The 21,665-nt window shown below is 52.9% G+C and carries 19 protein-coding genes, 2 tRNA genes and 3 rRNA genes; 11 read left to right on the top strand and 13 right to left on the bottom strand.

The annotated features are described in order from the left end of the window. The first annotated feature begins 27 nt into the window (after positions 1–27). Entirely contained in the window at positions 28–783 is a 756-nt protein-coding gene (gene gloB, locus NR302_RS04245) for a hydroxyacylglutathione hydrolase (RefSeq protein WP_154153846.1), read from the top strand. Positions 784–854: 71 nt separating this feature from the next. Further along, positions 855–2,228: a murein transglycosylase D gene (mltD, locus tag NR302_RS04240; protein WP_036648534.1), complete on the top strand. Its 1,374-nt coding sequence runs from the start codon at positions 855–857 to the stop codon at positions 2,226–2,228. A gap of 139 nt (positions 2,229–2,367) precedes the next feature. Here mltD and NR302_RS04235 read toward each other — a convergent pair whose 3' ends face one another. Both NR302_RS04235 and NR302_RS04230 read right to left on the bottom strand, forming a co-directional pair. Further along, the gene (locus tag NR302_RS04235; RefSeq protein WP_258144642.1) at positions 2,368–3,171 is read right to left on the bottom strand and encodes an endonuclease/exonuclease/phosphatase family protein; all 804 of its coding nucleotides are present in this window, start codon (positions 3,169–3,171) and stop codon (positions 2,368–2,370) included. A gap of 148 nt (positions 3,172–3,319) precedes the next feature. Continuing rightward, on the bottom strand, positions 3,320–4,498 hold the full coding sequence (locus NR302_RS04230; protein WP_258144641.1) for an MFS transporter: 1,179 nt from the start codon (positions 4,496–4,498) through the stop codon (positions 3,320–3,322). 99 nt (positions 4,499–4,597) lie between these two features. On the opposite strand from NR302_RS04230, the gene yafC reads away from it, so the two are divergent. After that, positions 4,598–5,506, top strand: a complete 909-nt coding sequence (gene yafC / locus NR302_RS04225; RefSeq protein WP_258144640.1) for a DNA-binding transcriptional regulator YafC — start codon at positions 4,598–4,600, stop codon at positions 5,504–5,506. A gap of 15 nt (positions 5,507–5,521) precedes the next feature. On the opposite strand, the gene dkgB is transcribed toward yafC, so the two are convergent. From dkgB to gmhB, 7 genes are all read right to left on the bottom strand, one after another. Beyond that, a complete protein-coding gene (gene dkgB / locus NR302_RS04220; RefSeq protein WP_258144639.1) occupies positions 5,522–6,325 on the bottom strand; it encodes a 2,5-didehydrogluconate reductase DkgB in 804 nt (267 codons plus the stop codon). Positions 6,326–6,494: 169 nt separating this feature from the next. Continuing rightward, positions 6,495–6,571, bottom strand: a tRNA-Asp gene (locus tag NR302_RS04215). 102 nt (positions 6,572–6,673) lie between these two features. Then, positions 6,674–6,789: ribosomal RNA gene (rrf, locus tag NR302_RS04210) — 5S ribosomal RNA — on the bottom strand. A gap of 105 nt (positions 6,790–6,894) precedes the next feature. Beyond that, positions 6,895–9,802 (bottom strand): 23S ribosomal RNA (locus NR302_RS04205). 214 nt (positions 9,803–10,016) lie between these two features. Then, positions 10,017–10,091, bottom strand: a tRNA-Glu gene (locus NR302_RS04200). 89 nt (positions 10,092–10,180) lie between these two features. After that, positions 10,181–11,720: ribosomal RNA gene (locus NR302_RS04195) — 16S ribosomal RNA — on the bottom strand. Together the 16S, 23S and 5S rRNA genes with 2 tRNA genes alongside form the textbook arrangement of a ribosomal RNA operon. A 408-nt stretch (positions 11,721–12,128) precedes the next feature. Next, positions 12,129–12,689 carry a D-glycero-beta-D-manno-heptose 1,7-bisphosphate 7-phosphatase gene (gene gmhB, locus NR302_RS04190; protein WP_258144638.1) on the bottom strand — a complete coding sequence of 187 codons (561 nt, stop codon included), beginning with the start codon at positions 12,687–12,689 and terminating at the stop codon, positions 12,129–12,131. 187 nt (positions 12,690–12,876) lie between these two features. Here gmhB and metN point away from each other — a divergent pair, with 187 nt between their 5' ends. From metN to proS, 6 genes are all read left to right on the top strand, one after another. Then, positions 12,877–13,908, top strand: a complete 1,032-nt coding sequence (metN, locus tag NR302_RS04185; protein WP_008108447.1) for a methionine ABC transporter ATP-binding protein MetN — start codon at positions 12,877–12,879, stop codon at positions 13,906–13,908. Then, the gene (locus NR302_RS04180; protein ID WP_008108449.1) at positions 13,901–14,554 is read left to right on the top strand and encodes a methionine ABC transporter permease MetI; all 654 of its coding nucleotides are present in this window, start codon (positions 13,901–13,903) and stop codon (positions 14,552–14,554) included. Before metN ends, NR302_RS04180 begins: the two co-directional genes overlap by 8 nt. 37 nt (positions 14,555–14,591) lie before the next feature. Then, entirely contained in the window at positions 14,592–15,407 is an 816-nt protein-coding gene (locus NR302_RS04175; protein WP_008108451.1) for a MetQ/NlpA family lipoprotein, read from the top strand. 128 nt (positions 15,408–15,535) lie between these two features. Continuing rightward, positions 15,536–15,937 carry an Rcs stress response system protein RcsF gene (rcsF, locus tag NR302_RS04170; RefSeq protein ID WP_061718072.1) on the top strand — a complete coding sequence of 134 codons (402 nt, stop codon included), beginning with the start codon at positions 15,536–15,538 and terminating at the stop codon, positions 15,935–15,937. Beyond that, positions 15,934–16,641 carry a tRNA (N6-threonylcarbamoyladenosine(37)-N6)-methyltransferase TrmO gene (gene tsaA / locus NR302_RS04165; protein ID WP_258144637.1) on the top strand — a complete coding sequence of 236 codons (708 nt, stop codon included), beginning with the start codon at positions 15,934–15,936 and terminating at the stop codon, positions 16,639–16,641. Before rcsF ends, tsaA begins: the two co-directional genes overlap by 4 nt. Before the next feature lie 89 nt (positions 16,642–16,730). Then, entirely contained in the window at positions 16,731–18,449 is a 1,719-nt protein-coding gene (proS, locus tag NR302_RS04160; protein ID WP_154154053.1) for a proline--tRNA ligase, read from the top strand. Between the two features lie 30 nt (positions 18,450–18,479). On the opposite strand, the gene arfB is transcribed toward proS, so the two are convergent. Further along, positions 18,480–18,890 carry an alternative ribosome rescue aminoacyl-tRNA hydrolase ArfB gene (gene arfB, locus NR302_RS04155; protein WP_154154056.1) on the bottom strand — a complete coding sequence of 137 codons (411 nt, stop codon included), beginning with the start codon at positions 18,888–18,890 and terminating at the stop codon, positions 18,480–18,482. Positions 18,891–19,104: 214 nt separating this feature from the next. Between arfB and NR302_RS04150 the strand changes: the two genes are divergently transcribed. Both NR302_RS04150 and rof read left to right on the top strand, forming a co-directional pair. Then, positions 19,105–19,305, top strand: coding sequence for a YaeP family protein (locus NR302_RS04150; protein WP_036622231.1), 201 nt, complete (start codon positions 19,105–19,107; stop codon positions 19,303–19,305). After that, positions 19,292–19,555, top strand: a complete 264-nt coding sequence (rof, locus tag NR302_RS04145; RefSeq protein WP_008108461.1) for a Rho-binding antiterminator — start codon at positions 19,292–19,294, stop codon at positions 19,553–19,555. Before NR302_RS04150 ends, rof begins: the two co-directional genes overlap by 14 nt. Before the next feature lie 39 nt (positions 19,556–19,594). Here the strand turns inward: rof and NR302_RS04140 are convergent, their stop codons facing one another. The 3 genes from NR302_RS04140 to NR302_RS04130 are packed head-to-tail and all read right to left on the bottom strand — an operon-like array spanning position 19,595 to position 21,663. Next, positions 19,595–19,903 (bottom strand): cytochrome c, encoded by a 309-nt coding sequence (locus NR302_RS04140; RefSeq protein ID WP_258145153.1) that lies wholly within the window; start codon positions 19,901–19,903, stop codon positions 19,595–19,597. A 14-nt stretch (positions 19,904–19,917) separates the two neighbouring features. After that, a complete protein-coding gene (tilS, locus tag NR302_RS04135; RefSeq protein WP_258144636.1) occupies positions 19,918–21,219 on the bottom strand; it encodes a tRNA lysidine(34) synthetase TilS in 1,302 nt (433 codons plus the stop codon). A gap of 54 nt (positions 21,220–21,273) precedes the next feature. After that, positions 21,274–21,663: a VOC family protein gene (locus NR302_RS04130; protein WP_008108470.1), complete on the bottom strand. Its 390-nt coding sequence runs from the start codon at positions 21,661–21,663 to the stop codon at positions 21,274–21,276. Positions 21,664–21,665: the final 2 nt, after the last annotated feature.

The raw sequence follows: 21,665 nt of genomic DNA, 5'->3' as shown, positions 1-21,665 counted from the left end.
CCTTTTTCTACGACCTGAGAGGTGTTTATGAATCTTACCAGCATTCCCGCATTGCAGGATAACTACATCTGGACACTGACGGACGATGACAATAACTGTCTGATTGTCGATCCCGGCGAAGCACAGCCGGTGCTGGATAAAATCAGGGCCAATCATTGGCAACCCGTGGCGATTTTGCTGACGCATCATCATCACGATCACGTGGGCGGCGTGGATGAACTGCTGCAGCACTATCCCGATTTGGCGGTTTTCGGTCCACAGGAAACTGCAGATAAAGGGGCAAAGCGTATTGTGGCCGAAGGCGATGAATTTACAGTTCTTGGGCTAAATTTCCGTGTCATCGCAACACCTGGTCACACTTTAGGACATATCTCATATTTCAGCTCTCCTTATCTTTTCTGTGGAGACACGATGTTTTCCGGTGGCTGCGGACGTTTATTTGAAGGCACCGCAGAACAAATGTTCGAATCATTTCAGAAGCTTAATCAACTCCCTGCAGATACTCTTGTTTGCTGTGCGCATGAGTACACTTTATCCAATATGAAGTTTGCTGCGGCTATTCTGCCCCATGACCCTAAAATTTTGGCAAGGTATCAGCAAATTAAGGACTTACGCGCAGAAAACCGCATTACTTTACCGACAAAACTGGCCTTAGAGCGGGAAATAAATTTATTTTTACGCACGCAAGATGCTGATTTACAACAGGCTTTAGGCACTAATGTGTCATCGTCAGCGTTATGGCAAACTTTCGCCGATCTACGCGAGAAGAAAGACCGCTTTTGATATTTGAGGTTGTGTTGTGGTGGACCGTCACGTATAGTTGCTCGTCTTTTAAGCGAACTATTGACACACACATGAAGGCTAAAGCGATCTTACTCGCCTCGGTCTTGCTGGTAGGATGTCAGGCATCAAGGAATGACGCCAATATCCCCGTACAGCATGCCCAGAGTCTGTCTTCAGCTGGTCAAGGTGAAAATGGAAAGTACGGAGATCGATTGTTGTCGCCGCGATGGCAGGATGATGGAACAAGCCTCGCAGAAGATACTGATCTCTGGAATCACATTAGTGACGAGTTGAAGATGGGGATTCCGGAAAACAGCCGGATCCGCGAACAAAAAACAAAATTTTTAAAAAATAAGAGCTATCTCCACGATGTAACATTACGGGCAGAGCCGTACATGTACTGGATAGTCGAGCAGATACAGAAACGTAAAATGCCGATGGAACTGGTACTGCTACCCATAGTGGAGAGCGCTTTTGACCCACACGCAACATCTTCTGCGAATGCCGCCGGCATCTGGCAGATTGTTGCACAAACGGGCAAAAACTATGGTTTGAAACAGAACCAATGGTACGACGGACGCCGCGATGTGGTGGCCTCGACCAAAGTAGCGCTGGATATGATGCAGCGTCTGAACGGTATGTTTGACGGTGACTGGTTACTGACCATCGCCGCCTACAACAGCGGTGAAGGACGTGTGCTGAAGGCGATGAAACAGAATAAGGCGCGCGGTAAACCGACTGACTTCTGGAATTTATCGCTGCCACGCGAGACTACGGTTTACGTACCTAAAATGTTGGCCTTGAGTGAGATTCTCAAGAACAACAAGCGTTACGGTATCAAACTGCCGACCCCGAACGAGAGCCGTGCATTAGCTCGCGTAGAGGTGGGACAGCAGATTGAACTGACGCAGGCCGCCGATATGGCCGGTATGTCTCTCAGCAAGCTGAAGACATTTAATGCCGGTTATAAAAACGGAGCCACAGCGCCAAATGGACCGCACTACATTATGGTGCCGAAGTCCAACGTTGCTAAGTTGCGCGACTCACTGGCTTCCGGTGATATCGCTTCCGTGCAGCCTACCGAGATGGCGAAAGTCAGCGCGGCAGGAAACAGCTACACGGTACGCAAAGGCGACACCTTGTCTGGTATTGCCAGCAAGCTTGGCGTAAGCGTCAGTGCACTGAAACAGCAGAACAATCTGCGCAGCGCTTCAGTTCGTACCGGTCAGACTCTGACCGTGAGCGGCAAAGCGAGCACGCAATTGGCTGATAACGGCAACAGCATCACCTATCGTGTACGTAAGGGTGATTCTTTTGCCAGTATTGCAAAACGTCACGGTGTGAATACCAAAGATGTTATGCGCTGGAACAGTGACGCTAAAGACATTCAGCCGGGCGACAAGCTCACGCTGTTTGTGAATAATAGCGCAACACCTGATACCTAATGCCCCGAAAAGGCTGACTTTTGTCAGCCTTTTTCATTTTCTGCTTCCGCTAAATTCTGCATATCACCTGTTTAGGCACTAACTTACCCTTCGCAGTATGACTTCGATTGTTGCTAGATGGGAGCTCGAGTGTATTGGCTTAACGCTCGATACCGTAGAGAGAGTTGAACTCAACCAATAGCGGATTGTGATCTGATGCGCGCGTCACCAGCACTGAAGCCTCACTGACCTTCATATCACGATAGAAAACGAAATCCAGTGGGCGACCGAAAGCTTTGCGACGATGGTCATCGGTGAAGTTCACTTCACGCAGTGACATCTCCCGCGCAAAGCGATACAGCGCATTCATACGCTGACGACTCCAGGCGTTAAAATCCCCCGCCATGATCACCGGGCCGCGATGATGCTGAATCTGTTCGCCAATCGGCCCGAGTTGTTTGCTGTAGACTTCGACACCGAGACTGAAATTGACTGCATGGATATTTACTACCATCAGCATTTCGCCAGTCGGCAACGGATATGCCGTGACCAGCGCAGATTTGGCTAAACGCAGCAACGGTTCACGCTCGCGAAGTGGGCAGCAATAAACAGGATGCGCAGATGCCAGCGTCATGACGCCAGAAGGATGTTGCGGTAGAACAAAGGCTGGCACCTGATCGGCCGCGAGATAGTTACTGGTGGCGAATTTGACCAGTTCGGGCGTAGCTTGCGCCTCCTGCAGTAGAACAAGGTGGGCATCTTTGCCAAAACCTTGCAGCACCGACATCCAGTCTGCGCGTTGTTGCTTGAAGATATTCCAGACTAAGACTCGCAGTGTGGGATCGGCTGGCAAAGGTGCGCCAGGCGGTAATGCCTGCCCAAGATGCAGCATTGCCCCCGGCGGAAAGATCCGCTCTGCTGGCTGACCTGCTACATAACGCATTGAATAAGTTTTTTTCCGCACTTTCCCGCCTGACTGGTTTACGACTCGTACTTCACCTGACTGTTATAGGGATTTTAGCGCGGGGTTTCAATTGGTGTTCTTGATTGTCGGAATTCGCCTCACAGCATACCAATGCAAAAGCCTGCCAGTTGGCAAGCTTTTGCGCGTGTTATTCCATCGCTATCGCCGTTTGAGGTTTATCGAGTTGACCACTCAATCGCACCAGCAGCAGCGCGCCAAGCACAATCACCGCACCAACCCACGGCGTTTGCGCCAGTCCATAATGCTCGACAATATAACCACCTACTGTGGAACCCAGAGCGATACCGATATTGAAGGCCGCAATATTGAGGCCTGATGCAACATCTACCGCGCCTGGCGCATAATGTTCAGCTTTCTGCACCACGTAAACCTGCAAACCCGGCACGTTGGCAAAGGCGAAGATACCCATAACTAATACTGTTGCCACTGACATAAAGTGCATGCTGGCGGTGAACTGGAACACCATCAGCAGAATGGCCAGCGCCATAAAGATCAGTGTCAAAGCAGGTACCGCGCCACGGCGATCGGCCAGCTTACCGCCCCAGATATTACCAATGGCGACCGACACACCATAACCCAGCAGAATCACACTCACCGCGGTAGGCGAAAAGCCAGCCAGCGACTGCATCATTGGCGCAAGAAATGTGAAGGCAGTAAATACGCCACCATAACCCAGTGCGGTAATCGCATAAATCAGCAGCAGACGTGGATTGATCATCACACGCGCTTGCTGTGCTAACGTTGTTGCCGGTGGTTGAGCAATATTGCGCGGGATAAGCAGTTGGCTTGCCACCAGAGCGATGACGCCCAGCAATGACACAGCCAGGAAACTTTCACGCCAGCCAAAGTGTTGCCCGATGAGCGTACCCAACGGCACGCCAGTTACCAACGCTACGGTCAATCCGCCAAACATGATGGCAATCGCACTCGCTGCCTTCTCATTGCTTACGAGGCTGGTCGCTATCGTGGAACCGACAGAGAAGAACACACCGTGAGCAAGGCCGGTAAGCAGTCGGGCAATGACCAGCGTTTCATAGTTTGGTGCCAACCAGGCAACCAGGTTGCCAACGGTGAAGAGCACCATCAATCCCATTAATAATTGCTTACGCGCTAACTTACCGGTCAAAGCAGTCAACACCGGAGCGCCAACGGCAACGCCCAAAGCATAAATAGAGACCAGCATTCCTGCGGAAGGCAGCGTAATACTGAGTTGTTCAGCGATGGTTGGGATCAGCCCGACAATAACAAATTCTGTCGTTCCGATCGCATAGGCACTGATTGTCAGCGCCCAAAGTGCAAGTGGCATGATTAACTCCCATGAAGTTTTGATGGGCGTTAGTATTGCCTCATGCTTTAATGACAAAAAGATGCAAAGTAAGAATAGACTTTTGCTTTTGGAGGGATAATGAAGGCATCGTCAGATGAGCTTAAGGTGTTTATCGCTGTGGTGGAGAGCGGCAGCTTTAGTCGGGCAGCAGAACAGTTGCAGATGGCCAATTCAGCGGTAAGCCGCACGGTTAAAAAGCTGGAGAATAAGCTAGGTGTCTCGCTCTTGACGCGCACTACGCGTCAGTTAGCGCTCACTCATGAAGGAGAGCACTATTTTCGCCGCGTGCAAAAGTTGATGCAGGAGATGTCGACCGCCGAGGGCGAGTTGATTGAGCGTCAGCTGGCACCTCAGGGCGTGCTACGTATTGATGCAGCTACGCCCGTGATTCTGCATCTGTTACTGCCGATGATTAAACCCTTTCGTGAGCGCTATCCAGACGTCACGCTATCGCTAATCTCTTCGGAGAGCTTTATTAACCTCATCGAACGTAAGGTCGATGTGGCGATTCGCGCCGGCAATTTGACGGATTCTACGTTGCGCGCTCGTCTGCTCTTTATTAGTTATCGCAAATTAGTGGCCACGCCGGCTTATCTGGCGAAATATGGCGTACCAGCATCGGCAGCTGATTTAGTGCAGCATGAATGCCTTGGCTTCGTTGAAACGCCACGCTTAAATCGCTGGCCTGTCGCAGATGAAGGTGGCGAGCTTTATGACATCACGCCGGGTATGTCATCTAACAGCGGCGAAACGCTTAAACAGCTAGTGCTAGGCGACCAAGGTATCGCGTGTTTATCAGATTTTATGGTGGATAAAGAGATAGCTGATGGCACTTTTATTGAGCTGCTAGCTGAACATCGCGTTCCAGTCGAGATGCCCTTTAATGCGGTCTATTACAGCGACTTGGGAGTTAGTCAGCGCGTTCGGGCGTTTATCGATTTTCTAAGTGAATGGGTTAAAGATCAGCCCTGGCGAGTGCAGGGCTGAAGCGGTAAGTCGCGATTAATCCCAGTCTGGTGCCAGACCTTCAGGACTCACTAAACGCTGCTGACGATCCAGCGCGGCAATATTTGCCATATCTTGATCATCTAACTGCAGATCAACTGCTGCCATGTTGCTCGCCAGGTTTTCACGTTTGGTGGATGACGGGATCACCGCGTAACCTAACTTCATCGCCCATGCCAGAACCACCTGAGCTGGAGTAGCTTTGTGCTTCTGTGCAATTGCGTTAATTACCTGATCATTCAGCGCCTCGCCATAAGCCAGCGTCATGTAAGAAGTGATGTGAAGACCATACTTTCTAGCAAATTCAACCACCTGACGGTTCTGCAGGAAAGGATGCAGCTCAATCTGGTTAGTGGCGATATTTTCCGCACCAACCGCGTCAATCGCCTCTTTCATCAAGGCGATTGGGAAGTTTGAGATACCAATCTGACGCGTTAGACCTGCTTCTTTTGCTGCCATCAGTGCCAACATGCTCTCTTTCACTGATACCGCCCCTTCTGGAGAAGGCCAGTGGATCAAGGTGAGATCGACATAATCGGTGCGCAGTTTTGCCAGGCTCTCTTTCAAGCTGGGAATCAACTTCTCAGCATCAAGATTCTCAATCCAGATTTTGGTAGTAACGAACAAGTCGCCACGTGCTACGCCACTTTCAGTGATCGCCTGACCCACAGCTGCTTCATTTTCATAGATTTGCGCGGTATCAATTGTGCGATAGCCAAGTTCCAGAGCAGTTTTAACTGAATGGATTACAACATCGTCTTGCAGACGGAAAGTACCTAAACCAAAGGCGGGGATTGTCATGATTTCCTCATCGGATAGCGTTATGTTTCGATGGGAACTATTCTGGCAGGTTTATTGTTGCTGAAAAATCCGCTTATAAGCAGAAGAATTTTGATTTTTTATCAACAATATTAGCGGAATTACAGACATGAAAAAGCCCTGACTTTTCAGTCAGGGCTTATCAATTAAGTGGCGGAACGGACGGGGCTCGAACCCGCGACCCCCTGCGTGACAGGCAGGTATTCTAACCAACTGAACTACCGCTCCACCGATTCTGTACTGATATCAGACAATCGTTCTGATTTCAGGTGTTTCGCCCTTCCCGCGTCACTGGGAAGGTCACGACCCGATAGCGGGTCTTAAATTGATGCCTGGCAGTTCCCTACTCTCGCATGGGGAGACCCCACACTACCATCGGCGCTACGGCGTTTCACTTCTGAGTTCGGCATGGGGTCAGGTGGGACCACCGCGCTAAAGCCGCCAGGCAAATTCTGCTGCAAAAACGAATAACATTCGCTTCCGCTAAATCTTTAATCCGTAAAACAAGCTGAAAATATCGGTCTCTCAGACCAAAACGCCTCTGGCGTTGTAAGGTTAAGCCTCACGGGTCATTAGTACCGGTTAGCTCAACGCATCGCTGCGCTTACACATCCGGCCTATCAACGTCGTAGTCTTCAACGTCCCTTCAGGACTCTCAAGGAGTCAGGGAGAACTCATCTCGGGGCAAGTTTCGTGCTTAGATGCTTTCAGCACTTATCTTTTCCGCACTTAGCTACCGGGCAATGCCATTGGCATGACAACCCGAACACCAGTGGTGCGTTCACTCCGGTCCTCTCGTACTAGGAGCAACCCCCCTCAATTCTCCAGCGCCCACGGCAGATAGGGACCGAACTGTCTCACGACGTTCTAAACCCAGCTCGCGTACCACTTTAAACGGCGAACAGCCGTACCCTTGGGACCTACTTCAGCCCCAGGATGTGATGAGCCGACATCGAGGTGCCAAACACCGCCGTCGATATGAACTCTTGGGCGGTATCAGCCTGTTATCCCCGGAGTACCTTTTATCCGTTGAGCGATGGCCCTTCCATTCAGAACCACCGGATCACTATGACCTGCTTTCGCACCTGCTCGAGCCGTCACTCTCGCAGTCAAGCTGGCTTATGCCATTGCACTAACCTCCTGATGTCCGACCAGGATTAGCCAACCTTCGTGCTCCTCCGTTACTCTTTGGGAGGAGACCGCCCCAGTCAAACTACCCACCAGACACTGTCCGCAGCCCGGATCACGGGCCTACGTTAGAACATCAAACATTAAAGGGTGGTATTTCAAGGTTGGCTCCACGCAGACTGGCGTCCACGCTTCAAAGCCTCCCACCTATCCTACACATCAAGGCTCAATGTTCAGTGTCAAGCTATAGTAAAGGTTCACGGGGTCTTTCCGTCTTGCCGCGGGTACACTGCATCTTCACAGCGATTTCAATTTCACTGAGTCTCGGGTGGAGACAGCCTGGCCATCATTACGCCATTCGTGCAGGTCGGAACTTACCCGACAAGGAATTTCGCTACCTTAGGACCGTTATAGTTACGGCCGCCGTTTACCGGGGCTTCGATCAAGAGCTTCTCCTTGCGGATAACCCCATCAATTAACCTTCCGGCACCGGGCAGGCGTCACACCGTATACGTCCACTTTCGTGTTTGCACAGTGCTGTGTTTTTAATAAACAGTTGCAGCCAGCTGGTATCTTCGACTGGCTTCGGCTCGGGGAGCAAGTCCCTCTACCTACGCGCCAGCGTGCCTTCTCCCGAAGTTACGGCACCATTTTGCCTAGTTCCTTCACCCGAGTTCTCTCAAGCGCCTTGGTATTCTCTACCTGACCACCTGTGTCGGTTTGGGGTACGATTTCGTGTTACCTGGAGCTTAGAGGCTTTTCCTGGAAGCAGGGCATCAGTTACTTCACCACCGTAGTGGCTCGTCGTCACGCCTCAGCCTTAAGACACCCCGGATTTACCAAAGATATCAGCCTACACGCTTAAACCGGGACAACCGTCGCCCGGATAACCTAGCCTTCTCCGTCCCCCCTTCGCAGTAACACCAAGTGCAGGAATATTAACCTGCTTCCCATCGACTACGCTTTTCAGCCTCGCCTTAGGGGTCGACTCACCCTGCTCCGATTAACGTTGAACAGGAACCCTTGGTCTTCCGGCGAGCGGGCTTTTCACCCGCTTTATCGTTACTTATGTCAGCATTCGCACTTCTGATACCTCCAGCACCCCTCACAGGACACCTTCAACGGCTTACAGAACGCTCCCCTACCCAACAACACATAGTGTCGCTGCCGCAGCTTCGGTGCATGGTTTAGCCCCGTTACATCTTCCGCGCAGGCCGACTCGACCAGTGAGCTATTACGCTTTCTTTAAATGATGGCTGCTTCTAAGCCAACATCCTGGCTGTCTGTGCCTTCCCACATCGTTTCCCACTTAACCATGACTTTGGGACCTTAGCTGGCGGTCTGGGTTGTTTCCCTCTTCACGACGGACGTTAGCACCCGCCGTGTGTCTCCCGTGATAACATTCTTCGGTATTCGCAGTTTGCATCGGGTTGGTAAGCCGGGATGGCCCCCTAGCCGAAACAGTGCTCTACCCCCGAAGATGAGTTCACGAGGCGCTACCTAAATAGCTTTCGGGGAGAACCAGCTATCTCCCGGTTTGATTGGCCTTTCACCCCCAGCCACAAGTCATCCGCTAATTTTTCAACATTAGTCGGTTCGGTCCTCCAGTTAGTGTTACCCAACCTTCAACCTGCCCATGGCTAGATCACCGGGTTTCGGGTCTATACCCTGCAACTTAACGCCCAGTTAAGACTCGGTTTCCCTGCGGCTCCCCTATACGGTTAACCTTGCTACAGAATATAAGTCGCTGACCCATTATACAAAAGGTACGCAGTCACCCTGATAAATCAAGGCTCCCACTGCTTGTACGTACACGGTTTCAGGTTCTGTTTCACTCCCCTCGCCGGGGTTCTTTTCGCCTTTCCCTCACGGTACTGGTTCACTATCGGTCAGTCAGGAGTATTTAGCCTTGGAGGATGGTCCCCCCATATTCAGACAGGATACCACGTGTCCCGCCCTACTCTTCGAACTCACAGTATGTGCACTTTCGTGTACGGGGCTATCACCCGGTATCGCGCGACTTTCCAGACGCTTCCACTAACGCACAAACTGATTCAGGTTCTGGGCTGTTCCCCGTTCGCTCGCCGCTACTGGGGGAATCTCGGTTGATTTCTTTTCCTCTGGGTACTTAGATGTTTCAGTTCCCCAGGTTCGCCTCGCAACACTATGTATTCATGTTGCGATGATGCACTGAGTGCACCGGGTTTCCCCATTCGGACATCGTCGGCTGTAGCGGTTCATATCACCTTACCGACGCTTTACGCAGATTAGCACGTCCTTCATCGCCTCTGACTGCCAGGGCATCCACCGTGTACGCTTAGTCGCTTAACCTCACAACCCACAGGCGTTTTGCAACGCTGCAGACTGCAAGCATTTGAGAGACTCGAACGCGTTGTTATTCATTTCCTATTACGGAGAAATGAACCAACACGTCGTTTCAATTTTCAGCTTGTTCCGGATTGTTAAAGAGCAATATCTCACACAAAGCTCGTAAGCTCAGTCTGAGATACTTCGTGGAGACACCTTTCACCTGTCACCAAGCAAGTGGCGTCCCCTAGGGGATTCGAACCCCTGTTGCCGCCGTGAAAGGGCGGAGTCCTAACCGCTAGACGAAGGGGACACGAGTAGTGTCACGACTTCGCAGCCGTCTTGCTCATTACTTTCTATCAGACAATCTGTGTGAGCACTGCGCGGGAAGGTATCTTCAGGTAAGGAGGTGATCCAACCGCAGGTTCCCCTACGGTTACCTTGTTACGACTTCACCCCAGTCATGAATCACAAAGTGGTAAGCGCCCTCCCGAAGGTTAAGCTACCTACTTCTTTTGCAACCCACTCCCATGGTGTGACGGGCGGTGTGTACAAGGCCCGGGAACGTATTCACCGTAGCATTCTGATCTACGATTACTAGCGATTCCGACTTCACGGAGTCGAGTTGCAGACTCCGATCCGGACTACGACGCACTTTATGAGGTCCGCTTGCTCTCGCGAGGTCGCTTCTCTTTGTATGCGCCATTGTAGCACGTGTGTAGCCCTACTCGTAAGGGCCATGATGACTTGACGTCATCCCCACCTTCCTCCAGTTTATCACTGGCAGTCTCCTTTGAGTTCCCGGCCGAACCGCTGGCAACAAAGGATAAGGGTTGCGCTCGTTGCGGGACTTAACCCAACATTTCACAACACGAGCTGACGACAGCCATGCAGCACCTGTCTCAGAGTTCCCGAAGGCACCAAAGCATCTCTGCTAAGTTCTCTGGATGTCAAGAGTAGGTAAGGTTCTTCGCGTTGCATCGAATTAAACCACATGCTCCACCGCTTGTGCGGGCCCCCGTCAATTCATTTGAGTTTTAACCTTGCGGCCGTACTCCCCAGGCGGTCGACTTAACGCGTTAGCTCCGGAAGCCACTCCTCAAGGGAACAACCTCCAAGTCGACATCGTTTACGGCGTGGACTACCAGGGTATCTAATCCTGTTTGCTCCCCACGCTTTCGCACCTGAGCGTCAGTCTTTGTCCAGGGGGCCGCCTTCGCCACCGGTATTCCTCCAGATCTCTACGCATTTCACCGCTACACCTGGAATTCTACCCCCCTCTACAAGACTCTAGCCTGCCAGTTTCGAATGCAGTTCCCAGGTTAAGCCCGGGGATTTCACATCCGACTTGACAGGCCGCCTGCGTGCGCTTTACGCCCAGTAATTCCGATTAACGCTTGCACCCTCCGTATTACCGCGGCTGCTGGCACGGAGTTAGCCGGTGCTTCTTCTGCGGGTAACGTCAATCGGTGAAGTTATTAACTCCACCGCCTTCCTCCCCGCTGAAAGTACTTTACAACCCGAAGGCCTTCTTCATACACGCGGCATGGCTGCATCAGGCTTGCGCCCATTGTGCAATATTCCCCACTGCTGCCTCCCGTAGGAGTCTGGACCGTGTCTCAGTTCCAGTGTGGCTGGTCATCCTCTCAGACCAGCTAGGGATCGTCGCCTAGGTGAGCCATTACCCCACCTACTAGCTAATCCCATCTGGGCACATCCGATGGTGTGAGGCCCGAAGGTCCCCCACTTTGGTCTTGCGACGTTATGCGGTATTAGCTACCGTTTCCAGTAGTTATCCCCCTCCATCGGGCAGTTTCCCAGACATTACTCACCCGTCCGCCACTCGTCACCCGAGAGCAAGCTCTCTGTGCTACCGTTCGACTTGCATGTGTTAGGCCTGCCGCCAGCGTTCAATCTGAGCCATGATCAAACTCTTCAATTTAAGTTTGATTTGCTGAAACAGGTTCAGCGATGCTCATCTGTAAAACGTCATAATGAATTTCATTATGTGTTCACTCGTGAGGCTTTGATATTTTTTACGTCCGGAGACGCTGATATCAATCCTGCGAGTGCCCACACAGATTGTCTGATAAATTGTTAAAGAGCGTTGCGAGCAGCGGCTGAACCGTCTGTCGCGAGGTGGCGTATATTACGCTACTCTCCTTCGGAGTCAAACACTTTTTTCAGCGTTTTCATCCGGCGGGATAAATTTCTTCACTCCCTGCTGAGCCGTCTGCGTTGCCGCTTTGCCGTCTCAGTGGTGGCGCATTATAGGGAGTTATTCGGAGGTGACAAGTGCAAATTTCAAGTTTTTTTCTGTTCGCTTGAAATTTGCGCAAAAGGCCCGTTTTTAGGCCTTTTTGATGCGTGCAGGCAGTTCTGCCAGACTATTAATCACCCAATCTGCCGCTGCTTCACCTTCTGCCGTTACCGGCTTACCGCTACGTACCAGTACTTTCGTACCTACACCCGCTGCTAACGCCGCCTGCATATCTTCTATTTTGTCGCCTACCATATAAGAAGAAGCCATATCGATATCCAGATGCTGCTGCGCGGAGAGCAACATGCCCGGCTGCGGCTTACGGCAATCACACTGCTGGCGATACGCTTCTACTGTGGCATCGGGCAAATGCGGACAGAAATAGATGCCATCCAGATCAACATCGCGATCGGCCAGCGACCAATCCATCCATTCGGTGAGCTGCATAAACTGATCTTCGGTAAACATGCCACGCGCAATGCCCGACTGGTTCGTCACCAGTACCAGCGCATAGCCCATCTTCTTCAGCGCCTGTAACGCTTCGATGGTGCCATCAATGAACTCGAAATTATCGATTTCATGAACATAGCCGTGATCGACATTCAATGTGCCATCACGATCAAGAAAAATAGCCGGGACTTTATTCGCCACGTAGAAACTCCTGCTGAAAATATGTCGCTAAGTATCGCATGATTGCGTATAGCGAGAGAATGGCAGTTTGAATGACTTCCATTGATTTAGCCGTCTGGATGCCTTAACATCCATCCAAATTTCGCACAGCCCTGCTGAGTGAAGCCCGATACACCACGGACTATGCAACACGATAATAAATAAACTAATGATTAAACTTGAGAATATCACCAAAGTGTTCCAGCAAGGTTCACGCACCATTCAGGCGCTATCAAACGTCAGCCTGCACGTGCCTGCTGGACAGATTTATGGCGTCATCGGTTCATCCGGTGCCGGTAAAAGTACACTGATTCGCTGCGTCAATCTGCTGGAGCGCCCAACGTCTGGACGCGTGCTGGTTGATGGCCAGGAATTAACTACCCTTTCATCTGGTCAATTGACGCTGGCACGCCGCCAGATTGGCATGATTTTCCAGCACTTTAACCTGATGAACTCCCGCACCGTCTCCGGCAACGTGGCGCTGCCATTGGAGTTGGGCAATCTTTCACGCGAACAGATAAAGAAGCGCGTTAGCGAATTGCTGGATCTGGTGGGATTATCTGACAAGCATGATAGCTGGCCAGCAAATCTTTCTGGCGGACAAAAGCAGCGTGTCGCGATTGCCCGCGCACTGGCAAGCAATCCAAAAGTGCTGCTGTGTGATGAAGCCACCAGCGCACTGGATCCTGCCACCACGCGTTCGATTCTGGAGCTGCTGAAAGACATTAACCGTCGTCTCGGCATTACCATTCTATTGATCACTCACGAAATGGATGTGGTGAAACGCATCTGCGATCAGGTTGCAGTCATCAGCAACGGTGAGTTAATAGAGAAAGACAGCGTGAGCGAAGTGTTTTCGCATCCTAAAACGCCACTGGCGCAGCAATTCATTCAGTCAACGCTGCATCTGGATATCCCCGACGATTACCAGCAACGCATGGCGCCACAGGCAACGGCCGAAAGCGTGCCGCTTCTCCGTCTGGAGTTCACCGGTAAATCGGTCGATGCTCCGCTGCTGTCTGAAGCGGCCCGTCGCTTCAACGTTAATAACAACATTATCAGTGCGCAGATGGATTACGCCGGTGGCGTGAAGTTCGGCATCATGCTGGCTGAGATGGATGGCAGTGAAACAGATACACAAGCCGCAATTGCCTGGCTGAAAGAAAATCATGTGAAAGTAGAGGTGTTGGGTTATGTCTGAAGCGATGATGTGGTTACTGACGCGCGGCGTCTGGGAAACGCTGATGATGACCTTTGTCTCTGGTTTCTTTGGTTTTGTCCTCGGTCTTCCGGTTGGCGTGCTGCTGTATGTGACGCGTCCCGGCCAGATTCTGGCCAACAACGCGCTTTATCGCGTGCTGTCGGCGCTGGTGAATATCTTCCGTTCGATTCCGTTCATTATCCTGCTGGTGTGGATGATTCCGTTCACCCGCGCCATCGTCGGAACCTCGATTGGCCTGCAAGCCGCTATCGTGCCGCTGACCGTGGGCGCCGCGCCGTTTATTGCACGTATGGTGGAAAACGCCCTGCTGGAGCTGCCAACCGGTTTGATCGAAGCATCACGCGCCATGGGCGCCACGCCACTGCAAATCGTGCGTAAAGTCCTGCTGCCGGAAGCGCTGCCAGGTCTGGTGAATGCCGCTACAATTACCCTGATTACGCTGGTTGGCTACTCCGCAATGGGCGGAGCGGTTGGCGCTGGCGGTTTGGGTCAGATTGGCTACCAATACGGTTATATCGGCTATAACGCGACTGTGATGAACACCGTGCTGGTTCTGCTGGTTGTGCTGGTCTATTTAATCCAATTCTGTGGCGACCGCATCGTACGTGCTGTGTCCCATAAGTAAGCAAGCAACATCAATAGTCCTCTATTAAGGAAGGGATATGTCTTTTACATTTAAAAAGATTGCCGCTGTGGGTGCTCTGATTGGCGCAATTGCGCTGGCAGGATGCGATCAGAAAGCAAAAGATCCAAACCATATTAAAGTGGGTGTGATCGTCGGTGCTGAGCAGCAGGTTGCTGAAACTGCGGTGAAAGTGGCGAAAGAGAAATATGGCCTCGACGTTGAGCTGGTGACCTTTAACGATTACGTGTTGCCAAACGAAGCGCTGAGCAAAGGTGATATCGACGCTAACGCCTTCCAGCACAAACCGTATCTGGATCAGCAGATCAAAGATCGCGGCTACAAGCTGACTGCGGTGGCGAACACCTTCGTTTACCCAATCGCCGGCTACTCGAAGAAAATCAAATCACTGGATGAGCTGCAGGACGGTTCACAGATCGCTATCCCGAACGATCCAACCAACCTGGGACGTTCTCTGCTGCTGCTGCAGAAAGTGGGCCTGATCAAACTGAAAGATGGCGTTGGTCTGCTGCCAACTTCACTGGATATCACCGAGAACCCGAAAAAACTGAAGATTGTTGAGCTGGAAGCGCCGCAGCTGCCACGTTCACTTGATGATCAGCAGATCGCTCTGGCGGTGATCAACACCACTTACGCTAGCCAGATTGGTCTGACGCCAGCGAAAGATGGCATCTTCGTGGAAGACAAAGATTCACCTTACGTGAACCTGATCGTGACCCGTGAAGACAACAAAGACGCTGAGAACGTGAAGAAGTTTGTTGAGGCTTACCAGTCAGACGAAGTGTCTGAAGCGGCCAACAAGATCTTCAACGGCGGCGCAGTGAAAGGCTGGTAATTTTCACCTTTCATGCCTTGCAGGGCGGCTTCGGCCGCCCTTTCTTTTGCCATAAATTGCACCTGACTTGTTATTTATTGTCGTCCTTGTTTCAATAACGCCACTTTTTATTACTTGAGGATGTTGCCATGCGTTTTTTACCGCTCTGCTTGTTGGCATTGATGCTAACCGGGTGTGTGCGTGAATATCACCCGATAAGCAGTGCTCCTTCTCGCCCGCAACAGGCATCCAGCGAGCCAGAACGCAAACCGACGCCACGTCCTGCGCCGGTGAAGATCTACACCGATGCGGCCGATCTGGTCAGCAACCCGTTCCGCGATTTGGGCGAAGTGTCCGCTGAAGATTGCCAGAGCAGCAGCCAGGATTCGCCTCCTAACATTAACACTGCGCGCAAGCGCCTGCAGATCCGAGCGGCCGGCATGAAAGCCAACGCAGTCCTGTTGCATAAGTGCGAAATTGTCACCAGCACGCCGGGATGCTATCGCCAGGCCATTTGTCAGGGCTCTGCACTGAAAGTCTCGAATCAATGAGTGACTTTGCCTTCGCGCAAATCGGCGTGATTCGTTCGCCGTGGAAAGAGAAGTTTGCCGTCCCGCGCCAGCCCGGTCTGGTGCAGGATGGCGGCGGCGAGCTGCATCTGCTGCCGCCTTATAATCAGCCGGAAGCGGTGCGCGGGCTCGAAGAATTCAGTCATTTGTGGGTGCTGTTTGTGTTTCACCAAACCATGGAAGGTGGCTGGCGTCCGACAGTACGTCCACCGCGCCTCGGCGGCAATGCGCGTATGGGCGTTTTTGCCACCCGTTCAACCTTCCGCCCCAATCCTATCGGCATGTCGCTGGTTGAGTTAAAAGGCATTCGCTGCGAGAAGCAGCAGGTGATCTTGCAGCTCGGCAGCCTCGATTTAGTCGATGGCACGCCGGTGGTGGATATCAAACCTTATCTGCCATTTGCCGAAGCGCTGCCAGATGCGCGCGCCGGGTTTGCGCAAGCGGCACCTGATGCCAGTATGCCGGTACGCTTTTCGCCGCTGGCGCAGAGCCAGCTTCAACAGCAGCAGAAAACCTATCCGCAGTTAGCGCGTTTCATTAGCGAGGTGCTGGCGCAGGATCCGCGTCCGGCTTACCGTAAAGGCGAGACCGAAGATCGTGAATATGCCGCCTGGCTACTCGACTTTAACGTGCGCTGGCGCATTGATGCGGCAGGAACCGAGGTGATCGCCCTCGATCCCCGTTAAAACGCGCTTTTGAGTGATTGTTCTCGCTGGTACACTAGCCGCCAGAAAAATTTTGTCAGTCTCCTTCCGTATAAATGGAATCGTAATCAATGCGTACTACTCAATATCTGCTCTCCACTCTGAAGGAGACACCTTCCGATGCAGAAGTGATCAGCCACCAGCTGATGCTGCGCGCCGGCATGATCCGCAAACTGGCTTCTGGTCTTTACACCTGGTTGCCGACCGGTATTCGCGTGCTGCGAAAAGTTGAAAACATCGTGCGTGAAGAGATGAACAACGCCGGTGCGATTGAGATCTCCATGCCGGTGGTTCAGCCTGCCGATCTGTGGGAAGAGAGTGGCCGTTGGGAGCAGTACGGCCCGGAACTGCTGCGCGTTAAAGATCGTCACGAACGTCCCTTCGTGCTGGGTCCAACCCACGAAGAAGTGGTCACCGATCTGATCCGCAACGAGCTGAGCTCTTATAAGCAGCTGCCGATCAATCTGTATCAGATCCAGACCAAATTCCGCGATGAAGTGCGTCCGCGTTTTGGTGTGATGCGTTCACGCGAGTTCATCATGAAAGATGCTTACTCGTTCCACACCACGCAGGAATCGCTGCAGGAAACCTACGACGCGATGTACCGCGCTTATAGCCAAAGCTTCAGCCGTATGGGCCTGGATTTCCGCGCCGTACAAGCTGACACCGGTTCTATCGGCGGCAGCGCATCACATGAATTCCAGGTGCTGGCGCTGAGCGGTGAAGATGACGTGATCTTCTCTAGCGAATCCGATTACGCGGCCAACATTGAGAAAGCCGAAGCCTTAGCGCCGGCTGGCGAGCGTCCGCAGGCAACTGCCGCTATGACGCAGTTCGATACGCCAAACGCCAAGACTATCGCCGAGTTGGTTGAACAACATCAGCTGCCGATTGAGAAAACTGTTAAGACGCTGTTCGTCAAAGCCAGCGAAGAGAGCGGCCACACGCTGGTTGCCCTGCTGCTGCGCGGCGATCATCAGTTGAACGAAATCAAAGCCGAGAAGCTGGATATCGTCGCTGAACCGCTGGAGATGGCGAGCGAAGAACAGATTCGCGCGCTGCTGGGTGCCGGTCCAGGCTCACTCGGCCCGGTCGGTTTAACCATGCCAGTGATCGCCGATCGTACCGTAGCGAAAACCAGCGACTTCTGCGCCGGCGCGAACATTGATGGCAAGCATTTGAGCGGCATCAACTGGGGACGCGATCTGCCAGAACCACGTGTGGAAGATATCCGTAACGTGGTGGAAGGCGATCCAAGCCCAGACGGCAAAGGCACGCTGCAGATTAAACGCGGTATCGAAGTAGGCCACATCTTCCAGTTGGGTACCAAGTACTCCGAAGCGATGAAAGCGGCAGTACAAGGCGAAGATGGTCGTAACCAGGTGATGACCATGGGCTGCTACGGTATCGGTATCACGCGTGTTGTAGCGGCTGCGATTGAGCAGAACAACGACGAGCGCGGTATCATCTGGCCTGCAGCATTAGCACCGTTTGAAGTGGCGATTCTGCCAATGAACATGCACAAATCTTTCCGTGTGCAGCAGTTGGCTGAAGAGCTGTACAACACGCTGCGTGCCAAAGGCATTGACGTGATTCTGGATGACCGCAAAGAGCGTCCAGGCGTGATGTTTGCGGATATGGAGCTGATTGGCGTGCCGCACACCATCGTGATTGGCGATCGTAATCTCGACAACGAAGAGATCGAGTACAAGGCGCGTACCGCCAGCGAGAAGCAGATGATTAAGCAACATGACATCGTCGACTTCCTGGCGAAAGCCCTGAACAAGTAACGCTAAAACGCCTCCAGCCGGAGGCGTTTTTTATTGTACCTTTCCACGCATCGCCTTCACGTTACTGCGCCGGGTTTTACCTTCCAGCCGCCTCACTTTGGAGCCGTGCGTGGGTTTGGTTGCACGCCGAACCTTTTCCACCGTGGTTAACTCCTGAATCAGATTAATCAGCCGCTGCACGGCCGCTTCCCGATTCATTTCCTGGCTGCGATGCTCCTGCGCTTTGATAATCACCACACCTTCTGCAGTGATCAAATGATGACTCGCCGCCAGCAGTCGCTCTTTATAGAACGGCGGCAGCGATGATGCATGAATATCAAACCGCAGGTGAATCGCCGTGGAGGTTTTATTCACATGCTGGCCACCGGCACCTTGCGCACGGATGGCACTGAGCTCCACTTCATTATCTGCAAGTGAAAGCGATCGAGACAGCACAATCATCTGTCACCTGCCGTTTGGCTCGACGTTGCGTCGTGTAATAACCTGTTCATCAACTTAACCTTTTGTGCGCACGCTGCGTGCATGAGACCAGCGCGAAATGTCACTTTTGCCCATTTCCTTGCATCATTCCCGTGACGACCGGGCTGATTTCCATGAAATTCCTGTGATATAGTCGCCTATCATCCAGAGTATCAACTCTGCTGAGGAGGTGTATGTGCAAAAGTATTGTGAGTTAGTTCGCCAGAAGTATGCCGAAATTGGTAGCGGCGACCTTGGGTATGTGCCAGACGCCATAGGTTGTGCGTTGAAGGCTCTCAACGATATTGCCGCTGATTCTGCGCTAAACTCTTCTCTCAGGGAACAAGCAGCGTATGCCGCTGCAAACTTATTGGTGAGCGACTATGTTGACGAATGAAGCCTATAAACCCATCAACTGCGATGATTACGACAACCTCGAACTCGCCTGCCAAAAAAACTGGACGCTGTCGTTAGAGTTAAAAAACGGCGATCAGCTCAAGGCGAAAGCCGTGGACATGGTCTCACGTAAAAACGTTGAGTACCTTGCCGTCGATCTCTCAGGCGAGACCCGCGAAGTGCGGCTCGACCACATCGCCAGCTTCACCCATCCGGAGCTGGGCACCGTCGTCGTTAGCGAAGACGAGTAAAACCTCTCTCGGGCGGGAATCACATCCCGCCCACCTCGCTTAAGGCTTTAACGAACTGTAATACGCCGATAAATCTGCCATATCCCGATCGCTCAATCCTGCCACAAACGCTTTCATCACTTCCGCCTGGCCACCGCTCCGCTCGCCTTTTTTATAGGCTTGCAGTGAATGCAGCAGATAAGGCGCATGTTGCCCGGCCAGATTGGGATAGAGCGGCACCGCGCTTTTGCCCTCGGCGCCGTGACACGCCATGCAGCTTGCCGCTTTTTGCGCGCCTGCATTGACATCGCCGTCGGCCAACGCCGGCAGCGCCGCAGCGAATAACGTCGCTGCCATCCAAAGTTTCATCATTGCTCTCCATTTTATTGTTGTGGTGACCAGATCGCCTGCCAGCCTTGCTCATTGCTGGCAGCGCCTTCACGGGTAATAAACAGTCCCGGCGCGCTAATTAGCGTCTGGTTAAAGTAAATCAACGGGATACGTTCGCGCAGCCAGGGCGCAACGCCCAACTCTTGCCATAGCTTCTTCATCTCGCGGCCACCTGCGCGCCCCTGCAAGTGATAATAACCCTGCGCCTGGAAGCGGACTGTGATCGCTTCATCCGCTGCAGGCTGACGCAGCTCGGCAATCCGAGCATTCGCTTGCAGCGAACCTAAACCGGCCGGTAAATCGAGCGGTTGCGTGTGGTCTTGCCAGGTTAGCGAGTGCTGACTAAGTGAAGGCTGTGGCGTTAACCAATAGAGTTTCTGGCGATAGCGGCGCAGCTCAAAAGCGCTGAAGCGCAAACAGGGTTTAGCATCTTCACGGCTGTTGATGACTTCATCGGTGATGCGTTTCAGCGCCTCGCGCGAAGGCATCGCGCCGCCCTGTTGGGCAATCCAGCGGCGTAACAGCGCATGACGCCGCGCTTCACTCATGTTCATTAACGGTGGGAAGTGCAGCGCGCCCTGCGCATCGCTAAGCTGCGCCAGCTGTTCCGCCAGCAACTCGTCGAGCAATTGCTCCTGTTCGCCACACAGTGCGGCGCTGCGTGCACTGGCGGCGCTGAAGTGCGGCCAGCGGGCCTGCAGCAACGGCAGCACCTGCTGACGCAGGAAGTTGCGGTCATAGCGGCTATCGGCGTTGCTTTCATCTTCAATCCAGCGCAACTGATGATCGGCAGCGTAGTTTTCCAGTTGCTGACGGCTAACGTCGAGCAATGGACGCAGATGCCAATGATCGCCAACGCTGCGCTGCGGCGGCATCGCGGCCAAACCCGCCGGTCCGCTGCCGCGTTTTAACGCCAGCAGCAGCGTTTCCGCCTGGTCGTCGAGGTGCTGAGCGGTAAGTAAGTGCTCACCGGGTTGCAGCTGCTGAAACAGCGCCTGATAGCGCGCCTCGCGGGCGGCCGCTTCAATGCCGTTGGCGCGACCATCAACCTGCACATGCAGCACTTCACAGGGAATCTGCCACTGCTGGCAAAGGTGCTGGCAATGCAGCGCCCAGCTATCGGCATTTGGGCTCAGACCATGATGGACGTGTAACGCGCGCACGCGCAGCGCTGGCTGCTGACGTTGCCAGCAGACCAATTGATGCAGCAGCACGGTGGAATCGAGTCCGCCGCTGAACGCCAGCACATAGCCAGCGTCGGGTGTCAGCAGCGAAGCAAGATGAGATAAAGACATGAGCGCGTTCCGTCCGGGCGAGCCACCGAATTGCGGCTCGCGGCGGACGCTAGTTTACGCCTGATACAGCTCCAGCGGCAAACCGTCCGGATCGGGGAAGAAGGTGCAGGCTTTACCGGTTAACGCATCAATACGAATCGGCTCGCACGTCACGCCCTTCTCCGCCAGCGCCGCAATTGACTGTTCAACATCCTCAACGCAAAACGCCAGATGGCGCAGGCCGCAGGCTTCCGGCCCACTGACGCGTGGCGGCGGCGATGGGAAAGAGAACAGCTCGATGGTGTAAACCCCGTTCAGGCCGAGATCGCCTTTCCACGAGTCGCGCTCGGCGCGGTAATATTCACCCAACAATTCAAAACCCAGCACATCACAATAAAACGCCTTACTGCGCTGATAATCGGTAGCAATAATGGCGATGTGGTGGATCTGTTTTATCTGCAGCATAG

The sequence above is a fragment of the Pantoea sp. SOD02 genome (assembly GCF_024707505.1).
GTDB classification, from domain to species: domain Bacteria; phylum Pseudomonadota; class Gammaproteobacteria; order Enterobacterales; family Enterobacteriaceae; genus Pantoea; species Pantoea symbiotica.
The sequence above is the reverse complement of the archived record's forward strand: the minus strand, read 5'-3'. Positions and strand labels throughout refer to the sequence as shown.